The organism is Rhizobium sp. CCGE531 (genome assembly GCF_003627795.1).
Lineage (GTDB): Bacteria > Pseudomonadota > Alphaproteobacteria > Rhizobiales > Rhizobiaceae > Rhizobium.
This window is the reverse complement of record NZ_CP032686.1, coordinates 190854-205309: the sequence shown is the minus strand read 5'-3', so window position 1 is coordinate 205309 and position 14456 is coordinate 190854. Positions and strand designations below refer to the sequence as shown.

Sequence of the window (14456 nt, the reverse complement as noted above, 5' to 3'; positions counted from 1 at the left end):
AAATCCGTCCGTCACTTTATCGCCTTAACGGCAATGGAAAGGCCCTTGAGGTTTGCAGTCACGCTGATCGTCTGCCCATCCGCGGTTGGATAGGAGATCGTTGGCGCGGTACTCTTCGAAATCTGCTCGCGCAGCATCGGCCCGATCGGGAGCATGCCGACGCAAACCGTTTGGCTGCAGCCATCGAGCTTGACTTGTATGGGCTCGTTGCGACCCTCGAACGTTACCGAGATGCGTCCGTCGCTCTTGGCAACCGGGGCGGTGCGCAGGATCATATAGGGCTCGCCCCCTTTGGTGGCGGCGAGCGACCAACTGAACGCAATCTGCCCCCGCTCGTTCTCGATGATCTGGGTGACGTTGCAAACCTTCTGGCGGACCTTCAGGTTTTCATCGCAGATCAGGGTCCAATTTTCGAACGGACGAATGGTTCTCTGATAATCGCCAGGTTTCAGCCCCTGAGGAGCGACGACCTCGGAAGGCCTTATGCGATAGTTTGGGAGGGCACCCTCCTGCCCGGCCGCAAAAGGGCCGAACAGGAGGATGCAAGCCATGAAAGTTGAGACGCCGAGAAGCGCTCCTTTAAGCATCACGGCCTCAGTTCAAGGTGAAGCTGAGACCAGCGCCGACGCCCACCTGGCCGCCAGCCGCCGTACCCGACAAGTTGCCGCGAATGCGCCCGTCCTCGCTGGTATAACCGGCGCCGAAGGCGAGAGCTCCTTCACCCCGCCAGACACCACCGCCGACAGCTACGCTCAGCTTGCCGGGACGGTCGTCATAGCGAAGCGATGCGGCGGCAAGCCCTATCGCGGCCGCCTGTCTCGCTTCCGACCGTACGTCTCCGAGCTCCTGGTTCAGTTTCCCGAACTTCTGGTCGGTATAGTTGTTGGCCGCGGTCAAGGTGTTGCCGACCGCGGTATCCGTATACGACTTGCCCTGGTTGAAGCTGTCGGTCAACTGAGCGACATTGACGGCATCCGTGGGAGCGACACCCTTGCCGACATTGGAGATGACCACCGGCGCATTCACGTCGCCGCCCTGCAGCGTGATGCTGTTCTTCTTGCTGCCATCGGGATTGAGGTCATAGGTGACGGCGTTCTTGGTGATCGTCCCGACACCCGTCTGCAGGCTGTTAATCGCCGAGTTGGTCGCAAAAAGCTGCGAGCCGTTGATGGCGTCGGTGCTGCCGGCGGAAATGCTGCCGGCGGCGACGTTCGTGATGGTTCTTTCAGACCCTGGGGCGCCCACGCTCACCGTTCCGACAGGCTTGGTGCCGGCAAAGTCGTAGTGCTGCCCCTGAAGGTCCGTGCCCGCCGTGCCGACAGCAGCCTGGGTAACCGAACCGGAACCCAAAGCGACGTCGTTGGCATTGTTGGCCTGCGCGCCCTGACCGAGAGCGACCGCGCCCTGCCCTACGGCGGCAGATCCGTTGCCTGCTGCCAGGCTGCTCACGCCGCTGGCGACACTCTGAGGACCGATCGCGACGCTGTCGGTGCCGCCTGCCACGGAATCTGCGAGCGTCGAGTTGGCATGGAAATACTTGATGCCGCCGCCATTGGTGATGTTGGTCAATGTGTTGTTGACCGCGCCGAAGGCATCGTAGACCGTGGTGTAGTTGTTGCCCTGGACATTATAGGTCGGGCCGGTGATCGAGCCATCCGGATTGACCGTCGTGCCGCCGCCGATCAGGTTGGTAATGTTGGTACCGAGGCCCTTGAGCTGGCTGACATTGACGGCGTCGGTATCGGCCGAGCCGGCTGCGAGATTGGTCAGCTTGCGAGCCGATCCGGCCGAGCCGATCGACACTTCGCCGACCGAGGTTTGCGGGCCTGTAAGGGCAAAGCCGGTATAGCCCGCCTGAGCGCCCACGGTCGTTACGGATTGCGCGCCGAGAGCGACGCTGTTGATATTGTTGGCCTGCGCGCCGGCGCCCAATGCGACCGACTGCACGCCTGCAGCCAGCGAGTTGGTGCCGAGCGCAACGCCGTCGGCCAGCATGACGTGGGCATTCTGGCCGATGGCCGTGCCGCCGGGCGCGATCTGATCGACGACCGCGCCATTGCCGATGCCGATGCCGTTGTCGCCGTTGACCACGGTGGTCGGGCCGACCGCCACCGACTCCGCACCGACGGCGAGGGAGTCGCCGGCGGCCGAGTTTGCGTGGAAGTACTTGCCTGGCGTCGTCGCGACCGAAGCGATGGCGCCCTGGAGCTGGCGAAGCGTGACGGCATCCTGCGAATTGGTACCGTCAGCGACATTGGTGATCTGTCGATAAGAGCTGCTCGAACCGACCGAGACTGCGCCCAGCAGGTTTTTGTCCGTCGTATTATACTGGATGAAGTTCGTCGGGCCTGCGGCTACCTGGCCGGCGGCCGGGGCAAGGGGCCGATCGGAAACCGATCCCGAACCAAGGGCGACGCCGCCAACGATGGTGGTCTGGCTATTCATCCCAAGCGCAAGCGAATTGTCGGCGACGGAGGTGGCGTTATAGCCGACAGCCGTGGAACCGATCCCTTGAGCGGAGGAGTCGCTGACGGCAAGCGTCCGGTCGTTGGTGCGCACGTAGCGGATGCCATCGCCGTTTGCATCGGTATAGGCCGTGGACGTGTCGCCGGCAATGTTGTTGATCGTATTGCCGAGATTGGTCAGGTTGCCGTTGATGGTGGTAATGTCGGTTGTGTTCTGCGTCACCTGCTGGTTGGTGGCAAAGAGCTGTGAACCGTTGATGGCGTCCGTCGAACCATTGTTGAGGCGGCCCGCCGCGACGTTGGTGATGGTGCGCTCGGCGCCGACAGCGCCGACGCTGACCGTTGAGGCCGGTGTCGTGCCGGCGAAGTTGTAGGTGGTGGTGCCGATCACCGTGCTGGCCGTGCCGACGGCGACGTCCGTCACCGAGCCCGAGCCGAGCGCCACGGCGCCTGCGTTACCCGCTGTGGCGTTGGGGCCTAGCGCGAGGGCACTCGCGCCGCCGGCATTGGCGTTGACGCCGAGAGCGGTTGCCTGAACGGCAGTTGCAAACGCATTCTGGCCGATCGCGGTGGTGGATGCGGCAGTGGCATTGGCATCGGCGCCCATGGCGGTACTAAAGTCACCCGTGGCCTTGGCTATGTATCCGAACGCCGATGCGTCGAGGCCGGAGGCACCCGAACCGTAGCCCGCCGCGATAGCATTCTGCCCTGCCGCAACCGAGAGAGGTCCGATCGCGATTGATTCCACACCCGTCGCCGCCGAGTCCGTCCCCGCCGAGTTGGCATGGAAATACTTGATGCCGCCACCGTTGTTGATGTTGGTAATATCGGTGGTGTTCTGTGTCACCTGCTGGTTGGTGGCGAAGAGCTGCGAACCGTTGACGGCGTCTGTCGAACCATTGTTGAGGCGGCCCGCCGCGACATTGGTGATGGTGCGCTCGGCACCGACGGCGCCGACGCTGACAGTCGAAGCCGGTGTCGTGCCGGCGAAGTTGTAGGTGGTGGTGCCGATCACCGTGCTGGCCGTGCCGACGGCAACGTCCGTCACCGAGCCCGAGCCGAGCGCCACGGCGCCTGCGTTGCCCGCTGTGGCGTTGGGGCCTAGCGCGAGGGCACTCGCGCCGCCGGCATTGGCGTTGACGCCGAGAGCGGTTGCCTGAACGGCAGTTGCAAACGCATTCTGGCCGATCGCGGTGGTGGATGCGGCAGTGGCATTGGCATCGGCGCCCATGGCGGTACTAAAGTCACCCGTGGCCTTGGCTATGTATCCGAACGCCGATGCGTCGAGGCCGGAGGCACCCGAACCGTAGCCCGCCGCGATAGCATTCTGCCCTGCCGCAACCGAGAGAGGTCCGATCGCGATTGATTCCACACCCGTCGCCGCCGAGTCCGTCCCCGCCGAGTTGGCATGGAAATACTTGATGCCGCCACCGTTGTTGATGTTGGTAATATCGGTGGTGTTCTGCGTCACCTGCTGGTTGGTGGCGAAGAGCTGCGAACCGTTGACGGCGTCTGTCGAACCATTGTTGAGACGGCCCGCCGCGACATTGGTGATGGTGCGCTCGGCGCCGACAGCGCCGACGCTGACCGTAGAGGCCGGTGTCGTGCCGGCGAAGTTGTAGGTGGTGGTGCCGATCACCGTGCTCGCGGTGCCGACCGCTGCCGTGGTCACCGAACCCGAGCCGAGCGCCACGGCGCCTGCATTGTTGGCGGAGGAAAGGGCGCCCAACGCCAGCGCGTTCTGAGCGCCGGCATTCGCTCCGGCGCCGAGAGCGGCTGCCTGAACGCCCGTTGCAAAGGCGTTCTGGCCGATCGCCGTGCTGGACGTTGCTGTCGCATTGGCATTGGGGCCGATGGCGGTGCTGAAGTCACCCGTGGCCTTGGATATGTATCCCAACGCCGCTGCGTCGAGGCCGGAGGCGGTCGCATTGTTGCCGGCCGCGATGGCATTCGCCCCCGCCGCAACTGAGAGAGGTCCGATCGCGACTGATTCCGCACCCGTCGCCGACGAGTCCGCCGCCGCCGAGTTGGCATGGAAATACTTGATGCCGCCGCCGTTGTTGATGTTGTTGACCGTCGTGCCGATGGCGTTGACCGCCTGGTTGGTGGCAAAGAGCTGCGAACCGTTGATGGCGTCGGTGGACGACCCGCTGACCCGGCCCGCGGCGACGTTGGTGATGGTGCGCTCGGCGCCGACGGCGCCGACACTGACCGTCGAAGCTGGGTTGGTGCCCTGGTAGGCATAAGTCGTGCCGTTGACCACCCCACTGGGTGTGCCGACCGCCGTGACGGTCACCGAGCCCGAGCCGAGGGCTACGTCGCCGGAGCTTGCCGCCGCCGTCGCGCCGTTGCCGAGTGCGACATTGCCGACGAAACCGGAAGCACCCGCGGTGGAACCGTTGCCGAGCGCAACCGAGCCCTGGCCGATCGCCTTGTTGTTGTTGCCGATCGCGACCGCGCCGGCCGCTTGGTTGGCGGCGGTGGCGGTCGCGGTGCCGTCGCTGTTGGCGATGTTGTTGGCGCCGCCGGTGAAGGCGCCGGTGCCGCTCGCATAGCTCGGATCGCCGATGGCGACCGCACCATCGCCGTAAGCTGTGTTGCCGGAGCCGATGGAGACGGCTTTGCCCCCGGTCGCCACCGCGTTGTTGCCCATGGCGACCGCTTCGGCAGAGGTGGCCTGGGCCGCCGTTCCGATTGCAATAGCGTTGGCGCCTGCTCCGTTCGCGTTGATGCCCAAAGCGACCGCCTGAAGCCCGCTGGAGACAGATCCGCCGCCGATCGACGTGCTGTTCACACCACTGGCAGTAGAGGACTCGCCCAAAGCTAGGGTGTTTTGCTGGTTGGCGACCGCGCCCGCGCCCACGGCGACTGCATTGATGGCGCTAGCCTTTGCGAGGGACCCCATGGATACGGCCCCAGTCCCAGAGGCACTCGCGCCGACGCCGACTGCGGTGGATAAATTGGCGGCGGCGTTTGCATTGTTGCCGAGCGCGACGCCGGAGGTCGCACCGTTTGCCACAATTGCGCCCGAACCTATCGCAACAGCACCACCGGCAGCCAGCGCCTGCGCCTGATTACCCAAGGCAACCCCGAAGTCTCCCGACGCAACGGCGCTGGAGCCGGCGGCGACCGAGTTGATGCCCGATGCAGCGGCCTGCTTGCCGAGGGCAAGGGAACTGTCCCCACTGGCAACGGAACCCCACCCACCGGCAAATGCAAAGCTTGCGGTAGCACCGGAGCTGACGCCCACCGCCGTGGAATTCCCTCCCGTGGCACTGGAGAAAGTGCCCAAGGCGCTGGCGCCCGCTGCGTTGGCGGTGGCGTTCACGCCGAGCGCGATCGAATTGACATTGCTTGCGACCGTGCCGGCGCCCAGCGCCATCGCACCGCCGACGCCTGAGGCCGACGCGCCACGACCGAGAGCCACTGTGTACTGTCCCGCCGCACTGGCTTGGTAGCCGACCGCCGTCGATGTAACGGCGGAGGCCGTCGCTCCATTTCCGAGCGCTGTCGCCTGATTCGCCGAAGCATTGGCGGATGTACCGAAGGCGCTGGCGCCGGTTCCCGTTGCGGAAGCGGTTGTACCGACGCTTGTGGCCCAAGCCCCCGTGGCGACCGCCGCATTGCCGATTGCCACCGCTTCAAAAGTAAAGCCAACGGGGGCTGTTCCGCTAGCGTTGGCGTTATTGCCGATGGCGATCGGAGAACCGCCGGTGCCGCTGGCGACCGCTTGAGCGCCGGTGCCAATGCCGACCTGCGAACCCGCTCCGCCAGTGGTCGCTCCACCAAGGGTCACGGTTGCAGCGCTCGCGCCCGAGGTCGCGGCCACAACGATCGCAAAAGCCGCCGCCGGCGCCAGAATCGCCCTGAGTGACGCGAATCCGCCAGCGCCGAGCCCGCCCAAGCCAAGCCGCTTGCGCTTCATGCCGAGCGCCAGGTGCGCCATCCGCAGTACAGCCATCAGGCGGCGCCGGAGTGACCGATCGGTGCGATCAGCTGAAACAGAGTTTCCAGCAAATCCGCTACGAGATTTAGTCTGCAGATGTTCCCCAACGCATTCCCTCATGCTGCCTTCTCCTCGTTGTCGGCTGGACGACTAAGCACGCTTGGATCCGCATCTGCGGCCGCGTCGTCATTAAAATTCCGCATTTCCTGAAGTGTTTGCCCCATCTTGGCACTTTGGCTTTCGAGCTGCTCGCGCAGGTTTTCGACCCATGGCTCTGTCGGCGCCGGGACGGTATGCAACGCGGCATCCGCCCGATCGGGCGGGAGCTTCATCGCCACCAGGGCGCGGCAGATATCGAAATGAACCGACGGCTCCCCTTCCCCATAGGCCGGGGAGGTCAAACCAAGGACAAGGCAGGCAAATAGGTAATCAAGTTCAGCGCCGGTCAGGCGGCTGGCATATCGCTGCTGCAAGGCAGTCCAGGCTACCTCGACTTTCGGAGCAAAGATTTCAAATTCAGGGAATTGAATGTCCATAGCGCACCGGATAGTTACCATTGGTGACCATGCCCTTATTTTTGCATAATCGTATTTTAGAAAATTCCGCAATTTTTTTAGGAAATTACGGTTTTTCGCTTAGCCGGTTGCAGGTGTAGCCGCTTTGCCACACTTACCTCAGGCTGTCGGGCATGAACGCGGGGGATTGCCGGGCATGCATACCCGGACAAGAATTTTTCAGCTCCATGCAGCCTCTATCCCTCGGTATGTCCGAGAGATAGAGCATTTGCTAAAATGAAAAATCGGCTTCCGGGGCGGATCCGAGCGAGACTTCCAGCACTTGCGCTCCACCACTCTTACCGCGTGAATCGGAGCTCCGTCGGCGTTTTTCCGCGATATCTCTTCATGGTGGTCGCCAAATGGCTTTGATCCGAAAATCCGGCCATGTAGGCAATTTCCGCAATGGAGATCTCGCCCTCGGCAAGCAGCTGCTCCGCCATGTCCAGGCGTAGATTTATAAGGTAGCGGTGCGGCGGCATGCCGAATGTCCTGGCAAACCTCACGATGAAGTGATTGGGCGAAATGCCGGCGACGGCAGCAAGCTCCGCGACATGTACCTTCTCGGTAAAATGTTCGCGGAGATATTCCTGCACGCGCTGAGCGCTTTTGGCGGAAAGCCCGCCTTTTGACGAAGGAAGCTGTTTCATGCGGCTTGTATAGGTGCGAAGCAGATGTGTGCTGAATAACGTAACCAATGAATCCACATAGAGTTCATTCGGAGTTGCTTTCCCAGTTAACTCGACGGAAATCCTCTGCGCTATGCCGAGGGCTACTGGATCGACGGTGCCGAAAGCAGGAGGCTGAAGTTCTACATTGCCAAGATCGAACTCCTGAAGCGCCAGTTCGGACAGAACATCCGGAGGAATGGCGACGACAAGATTTGTCCTGGTTTCCTGCCAGGCGAGGGTACTATCCACACCGGCGGGATTGACCACGAGACAGCCAACCGGCGCATCATACTGCGTGATCCGGTCGCTGCCGAGAGAGGCTCGCAAGCCACGCATAGGGGCCAACACGATTCCCACCGCATGCTCCCTGGCAAGGAAGGTCTGCGATCCGGGATTGCGAACGGAGCTTATGACGCTCCCCCGCATGGAGGCCTTTCTCGGCCCCGCGCTTTCAGGAATTATGTCGAATACGTATCGATCGGCCCGCTCGCGGGCTTCACCCGCAACTTTCATTATGCATCGCCCGCCCCAACCAATTTTATGAGCGCGAGCAAACAGTCAAGATAACAATCCTTGATTGAAATCTCAATTTCCCAACCTGCCTGCTCAACGCCGTCGCAAATCACCTATAGCGCGGAATTAAATAGTATAAATTACCGAGTTTTGAAGGGGAAATATTCACATGGTAAAGAAAGAATAAGGCGCTAGAGCGCATTATTTATTAGTTGGATCGAATGGATCCGACACAATTCAACAGATGGCTGTTCTCAGCCTATATTTTATTTCGCGCGGAAGTAGAAAACTGCTGTCGGACTATTGCGGCGACCGAAGGTCGCGCCGGCGCTTTTCGTACATATCCCACGCAACGTCCGCCATCGCCAGAAGGACATCTTTTTCGTTCCATCCAGCAGCAACCGCGGCCCGGACAATTTCACTAACGATAGGCTGCAATTGGCGTTGGCATTCGTTCGAAATGTCCTCAGAGCCGTTTCCTCTCGGTGGCTCGCTAAAATTGAATTCGGCCATTATCATTCTCACAGGACTACTATATGTCTGCTATCACATTCTTGATGTAAAATAAATCGGGAAGAACGTGTAGAGATTTTCACTAGCCAGCCTCCAGTCAAATTGTCGCTATGCTGCGATCAATCCAATCATGATCACCACAACCAGCACCGTATCACTAGGTAACGCACGGGTTTTCCTCCGAAAGTTACCGGGAAATTGGAACTATTCTACTATAGGGGCAGCATCATGGCGCAAGGCACATCATCATGTACCTAATTGGTGAATTACCGAAGCTGATCGTAAATCAAGAATTTTCACCCATGGGTTCCGCCATGGTTGTCAGCCGGGAATCAGCAAAACGCACCTGATCCGTTGTCAGAATGGGCGGCCTAATTCTCCGCCCGCGACCGCATTATTCCAGGAATGCACTGTAGCTGTTCAGCCAGAAATTCCACCAGCAGCCTGACGCGCGCGATACTGGTCCGTTCAGGCGCAATAAGCATGTTCAACGGCACGGCCGGTGGCGTGTAGTCAGGCAGGATTGTTTCGAGGCGACCGTCCGCGAGGAGGTCGTCCACCAGCCAGATATGGGCCGGACCAAAGCCGCGAGCTGCCGCAAAGGCTTCGCGCGCGGCAAGCCCGTGATCGACCCGGAGCCGCCCGCCGAACGGCACGATGTACCGTTTATCCCCCGCCCGTTCGAGCACGAGATCTTCGCTCCCGGCAACGTTCGACATGCGGACGCCCTCATGACCCTTGAGTTCCTCGGGCGTCGTCGGCCGGCCATGTCTTGCCAGATAAGCGGGGGAAGCGACGAGAACACGCCGGCTCTGGCCGATTGCTCGCAGCTTCATGGAACTATCGGCGAGCGGGCCAAGGCGCAGCGCAATATCCACCCCGTCGCGGACGAGATCGACGCGCTCGTCCGTCAGGCTGAGATCGACCGCGATGTCGGGATGGCGGTCCTGGAAGGCGAAGATCAACCGGCTGACGTGCCGGACGCCGAGCGCCGCCGTGCAAGAGAGGCGAACCGTGCCGGCATGGGCGCCCCGCGCGCTTCGCGCCTCATCGGTCGCCTGTTCCACAAGACGCAGGATTTGGACGACATCGGCATAGTAGCGGCTGCCCTCCTCGGTGAGCGTGACGCGGCGGGTCGTGCGGCTCAGCAATACCACGCCTAGGGCTTCCTCAAGCTCGCGCACATGCCGCGTGATGCTCGACTGGCCGACATTCAGCTCGCGTGCCACAACCGACAGGTTCCCGCGCTCGGCGACGCGAACAAAGGTGCGGATCCGTTCGAGCGTGATGTCTGATCTATCCATTATTCGGCATTATGTTATCCATATGCTCCATATAACGCATCGGTCGGGCATGGTCTATCTTGGGTGAAGCTATCGCCAACAAGCAGGTGCTCGTCATGAATGTGCTCATCGTCTTCGCCCACCCCGAACCGAAATCCCTTTCGGCATCACTCCGCGATGTCGCCATCCGGGAACTGGAAGCAGCCGGACATACGGTTCAGGTTTCCAACCTCTATGCCATGCGGTGGAAATCCGAAGTCGATCGCGCCGACTTTCCTTCTTTGGCCCCCGACGAACGGCTTCTGCCCGTCGCGGCCTCCAAACATGCTTTCGACGGCGACACGCTGACGAACGATGTCAAGGCAGAGATCGAGAAGCTTCTCTGGGCCGACGCATTAATCCTGCAGTTTCCACTCTGGTGGTTCACGATGCCCGCCATCTTGAAAGGCTGGGTCGATCGCGTGTTCGCCTACGGCTTCGCCTATGGCGTCGGCGAACACAGCGACAAGCGTTGGGGTGATCGCTATGGCGAAGGAACCCTGGTCGGCAAACGTGCCATGTTGATGGTGACCGCAGGCGGCTGGGAGGAACATTATTCGCCGCGCGGTATCAACGGCGCCATCGATGACCTGCTATTCCCGATCAACCACGGCATCCTTTACTATCCGGGCTACGACGTGCTGCCGCCCTTCGTGACCTACAGCACCGATCGCTTCAACGAAACGCTCTTTGAAGCCGCCGCCGAAAGTCTGCGCGACCGGCTGCGAACCCTTGAGACGACGCGTCCTATTCCTTACCGGCGTCAAAATGGCGGGGATTATCACATCCCGACCATGCAACTCCGCGCGGAATTGGGCGATCCGGGAGCATCAGCTTTTGCGCTTCACCTCGAAGATGTCGCGGACGCAGGTCCGGGTTTCCAGCATTCTGAAGCGCTCGCCGGATGGAAGGTTCGCTAGTAAACGCACGCGAACCGGCGTTCCGTATCTCCGCTCTGCGAGGACGCTGATCAAGAATTCGGCCTGAAGGCGGTCCTTATCGCCTTCGGGCTGTCGGGTCCCTCAAGGCGCCGGTCCGGCTCCACGACCGAGCGCATATTCGTTGTCCTCGGTCGCCCACCACTGTATGCCGGTGGGATCAGAGGATCGATCAACGCCCGTTCCCGGTCCGTCAAATCACTTGAAAAACGAAGCGCGTCTCGGTTATGCTCAAATCGAGCAATAGCAGTCAGGTCATCGAAAACCCATTTTGATTCAGCACCAAAAGGGGATCACAACCTGCTGCTATCGCTCAACTACTTTTAAATCGGGCTCTCAGGGACAGGCTCGGCCTGTTCTGAACTCACTCGAGGAGGATTTTCCATGATCCATGAAATGCGCATCTATACTTGCTTGCCCGGCAAGCTGCCAGCACTGCAGGAGCGTTTCGAAACGGCGACGCTGGCGATCTGGGACCGGCTCGGCATCCGCCCCCTCGGTTTCTGGACGACGATGATCGGGCCTTCCAGCTACGACCTCATCTATTTCCTCGAATGGCAATCGCTGGAGGAGCGCGAGCGGAAATGGGCGGAATTCCTGGCTGATCCGGCCTGGAAGGAGGCTAGGGCAAAGAGCGAGGCGCCGGGCCAGATCGTTGCCAATATCGCCAGTTCGATCCTGCAGCCGACTGGATTCTTTCGACCCTTTACTTCCGTCGAGGCCGATGGTTGAAGACGGATAGAAACAATACCGCCAAGCCCACGGAGACGAAGGACCGATGATGATCTCGCTTATGGGAGAAGGCCTGAAGCGCACCGTCATCTGTGTGGCACTTCTCAATCTCGGCTATTTCGGCGTCGAATTCCTGGTGGCACTGTCGATCGGCTCAGTCTCTCTATTGGCCGACAGTGTCGACTTTCTCGAAGACGCCTCCGTCAATCTGCTGATCGCCATCGCGCTCGGCTGGAGCGTCCGCAATCGTGCCCGCCTCGGCATGGCGCTTGCCGGCATATTGCTGGTTCCGGGGCTCGCTACTGTGTGGACTGCCTGGCAGAAGTTCATGACCCCCGTCGCACCCGATCCGCTGCCGCTGACATTGACGGGCCTGGGCGCGCTCGTCGTCAATCTTTCCTGCGCGGTGATGCTCACCCGCTACCGTCACCATGGCGGCAGCCTGACGCGCGCGGCGTTTCTGTCCGCCCGCAATGATGCTCTTGCAAACATCGCCATCATTGCCGCAGGCCTTGTGACCGCCTTTGTCTGGCGTTCCGCCTGGCCTGACCTCATCATCGGGCTGGCGATCGCCGCGATGAATGCCGATGCCGCACGCGAGGTGTGGAGTGCTGCACGCAACGAGCACCAAACCGCCCAGCCGTAGAAATCCGCCCGCCGCTCAGTCAGGTCAATCAATGAAGTCAGAAGCCCCCAAAACCGATCGGCGAAGCTCGGACAGAGCTGGAACGTAGAGCGGACTTAGGGTCGTTGCGAAAGTCGCTGCAAGGTGGTCGGCGTCCTTATATAGTGGCAGGCCGCTCCGAACGGCATCGCAACGGCCGTTGCTGCAGATGGAAGGCAGCGGATCGATGATCGTCGCGCCGTATTTTGCGGCAAGACGGCTCAGGATCGTGTGCGGGAGCGCCTGCCGTTTCTCGATATACTGCAATGGCGGCGCGAGATCCGTCGATGTGCCTTGTATCATCGCCTTGGCGACAGCCTCCGGCATATAGCGCCCCATCTCGGGAACATCCGAAATCAGCACGACCCTGGTTCCCTGCCTGGTCAAATCAGCCAGGAGATCATCCAGCGTTTGAACGATCGAAGCGGATCGATCCTTCAGCGGCGGCAGCACCGATGGATCGAAATAAGGACCCTCGTTCGGCATTTCGGCGTCATGAACATATTTGGGCCAATAGGCGACCAGGAAGACCAGCGGAACGTGTTGCGACACAATCAGGTCACGCACCGCCCCATTGAACTTGCCGCAGCGCTCGGTATCGCCGCGCGCCGAGAGCTGAACTCCCGGCAACGGCGGACACGACGCATGCCCCGCGAACAGGCCGGTGATACCGACTTGGGTCGCTGCGGCATCGATGGCTGGAGCCATGGCCCCGGAATGGGAGTCCCCCCATACAAGAAAGGACGGCTTGCCTTCTGGGCCAAGCGGACAAAGCTTGCCAGCACGGATATCTGCCTCGGACGGGCCTGTCGTATCGGAATCGGCGAAACACGGCGGCAGGCTGAAACGGCTCTGATCATAGGTGGAAGCATAGACCTTCCGCACATCCGCCGACAGCCGATCCGGCAGGCCGCCATGATGCGCGACATAGTCTCCGACCCCGGCAGCAGCGATGACGACCGTCACCGCTCCGGCAAGGAGCGGCACGCGCTTCACAAGGCTGCCGCGCCCGCGAAACGGCTGTTCGATGAAGCGCCATGAGATGATGGCGGCGGCAAGCGACGCCGCAACGATCATACCACCTTGCGGCAGGGAAAGCTCCCGTCCGGTCATCTCGCGGCTGAAAACGATGATCGGCCAGTGCCACAGATAAAGGGAATAGGAGATCAGCCCTACAAAGACCATCGGCTTGGATCGCAGAAGGCGGCTCGCCGGTCCCCATTCGTCGCGCGCATGGATGATGAGCGCTGCGCCAAGACAGGGTAGCAGTGCCGCCGGACCGGGAAACAGGGTCTTGTCGCTGAAGCCGAATATGGCAATGGCGATGAAAAGGACGCCCGCAGCGGCCAATCCCGCCCGCATCTCGGGCCGTTTCGGCATCGGTAGGACACCGAGGGCCAGCAGCGCTCCAAGAAGGAGCTCCCAAGCGCGAAACTGAAGCAGATAGAATGCCTCAGCCTGAGAGTGGAACAACGTCCAAGCGCTCGCCGCAAAGGAAACGACCAGCAATCCCGCCAAAATCAGCGTGGCATGCCGCCGGGCAAACCGGGTGACGACGATCAGCAGCAGCGGGAAAAGAATGTAAAACTGCTCTTCGACGGCGAGCGACCAGGTGTGCAGCAGCGGCTTCATCTGCGCGCCGATGTCGAAGTAACCGCTTTCCTTCTCGAACTGGATATTCGATGTGAAGAGGGCCGCCGCCTTCAGGCTGCGCGCGAAATAGGCGAACTCGGCCGGCATCAGCAGCCACCACGCCGCTATGAAAGAGGCAGCCAGGACCGCAAACAGCGCGGGGAAAATCCGACGGATGCGGCGCTCATAGAACCGCACCAGACTGAATTCGCCTCCAGCGATCTCGTTCGAAATCAGCGACGCCATCAGGAAGCCCGAGATGACGAAAAATACGTCGACGCCAACAAAACCGCCACTGAACCCGGGAATGCCCGCGTGATAGAGGACGACCGGAAGGATCGCTAGAGCTCGCAGGCCGTCGATATCGCGGCGATAGGTGAGGCTGTTGGGTCCATATCCATGGACAGGCGCTGGAGAAGACGAGCGCCTAAGAACAAGATTCAAAATCAACTCTCCAAGTCTGACGCTATGCGCATACAGCCGCAACGTGTCACTTTTTAGCAAAT

The 14456-nt window shown here is 61.1% G+C and carries 10 protein-coding genes and 1 pseudogene; 3 read left to right on the top strand and 8 right to left on the bottom strand.

The window, feature by feature from the left end:
- Nucleotides 1-11 precede the first annotated feature (11 nt).
- From CCGE531_RS27225 to CCGE531_RS27200, 6 genes are all read right to left on the bottom strand, one after another.
- Nucleotides 12-587: an invasion associated locus B family protein gene (locus CCGE531_RS27225; protein ID WP_120669728.1), complete on the bottom strand. Its 576-nt coding sequence runs from the start codon at nucleotides 585-587 to the stop codon at nucleotides 12-14.
- Between the two features lie 7 nt (nucleotides 588-594).
- Nucleotides 595-6426: a YadA-like family protein gene (locus CCGE531_RS27220; RefSeq protein WP_245459477.1), complete on the bottom strand. Its 5832-nt coding sequence runs from the start codon at nucleotides 6424-6426 to the stop codon at nucleotides 595-597.
- A 101-nt stretch (nucleotides 6427-6527) separates the two neighbouring features.
- A complete protein-coding gene (locus tag CCGE531_RS27215) occupies nucleotides 6528-6947 on the bottom strand; it encodes a hypothetical protein (RefSeq protein WP_120670560.1) in 420 nt (139 codons plus the stop codon).
- A 317-nt stretch (nucleotides 6948-7264) separates the two neighbouring features.
- On the bottom strand, nucleotides 7265-8149 hold the full coding sequence (locus CCGE531_RS27210; RefSeq protein WP_120669724.1) for an AraC family transcriptional regulator: 885 nt from the start codon (nucleotides 8147-8149) through the stop codon (nucleotides 7265-7267).
- A gap of 300 nt (nucleotides 8150-8449) precedes the next feature.
- The gene (locus tag CCGE531_RS27205) at nucleotides 8450-8662 is read right to left on the bottom strand and encodes a hypothetical protein (protein ID WP_120669722.1); all 213 of its coding nucleotides are present in this window, start codon (nucleotides 8660-8662) and stop codon (nucleotides 8450-8452) included.
- 371 nt (nucleotides 8663-9033) lie between these two features.
- Complete coding sequence (locus CCGE531_RS27200) at nucleotides 9034-9966, bottom strand: LysR family transcriptional regulator (RefSeq protein ID WP_120669720.1); 933 nt, start codon at nucleotides 9964-9966, stop codon at nucleotides 9034-9036.
- A gap of 95 nt (nucleotides 9967-10061) precedes the next feature.
- On the opposite strand from CCGE531_RS27200, the gene CCGE531_RS27195 reads away from it, so the two are divergent.
- Nucleotides 10062-10904: an NAD(P)H-dependent oxidoreductase gene (locus CCGE531_RS27195; RefSeq protein WP_120670558.1), complete on the top strand. Its 843-nt coding sequence runs from the start codon at nucleotides 10062-10064 to the stop codon at nucleotides 10902-10904.
- 122 nt (nucleotides 10905-11026) lie between these two features.
- Here the strand turns inward: CCGE531_RS27195 and CCGE531_RS27190 are convergent.
- Nucleotides 11027-11176: pseudogene (locus CCGE531_RS27190) on the bottom strand (IS5/IS1182 family transposase); the annotation flags it as partial.
- Between the two features lie 130 nt (nucleotides 11177-11306).
- Between CCGE531_RS27190 and CCGE531_RS27185 the strand changes: the two are divergent.
- Nucleotides 11307-11654, top strand: coding sequence for an NIPSNAP family protein (locus CCGE531_RS27185; RefSeq protein WP_120669718.1), 348 nt, complete (start codon nucleotides 11307-11309; stop codon nucleotides 11652-11654).
- A 46-nt stretch (nucleotides 11655-11700) separates the two neighbouring features.
- Nucleotides 11701-12300: a cation transporter gene (locus CCGE531_RS27180; RefSeq protein WP_245459471.1), complete on the top strand. Its 600-nt coding sequence runs from the start codon at nucleotides 11701-11703 to the stop codon at nucleotides 12298-12300.
- 24 nt (nucleotides 12301-12324) lie between these two features.
- Here CCGE531_RS27180 and CCGE531_RS27175 read toward each other — a convergent pair whose 3' ends face one another.
- Entirely contained in the window at nucleotides 12325-14394 is a 2070-nt protein-coding gene (locus CCGE531_RS27175) for an acyltransferase family protein (RefSeq protein WP_120669716.1), read from the bottom strand.
- Nucleotides 14395-14456: the final 62 nt, after the last annotated feature.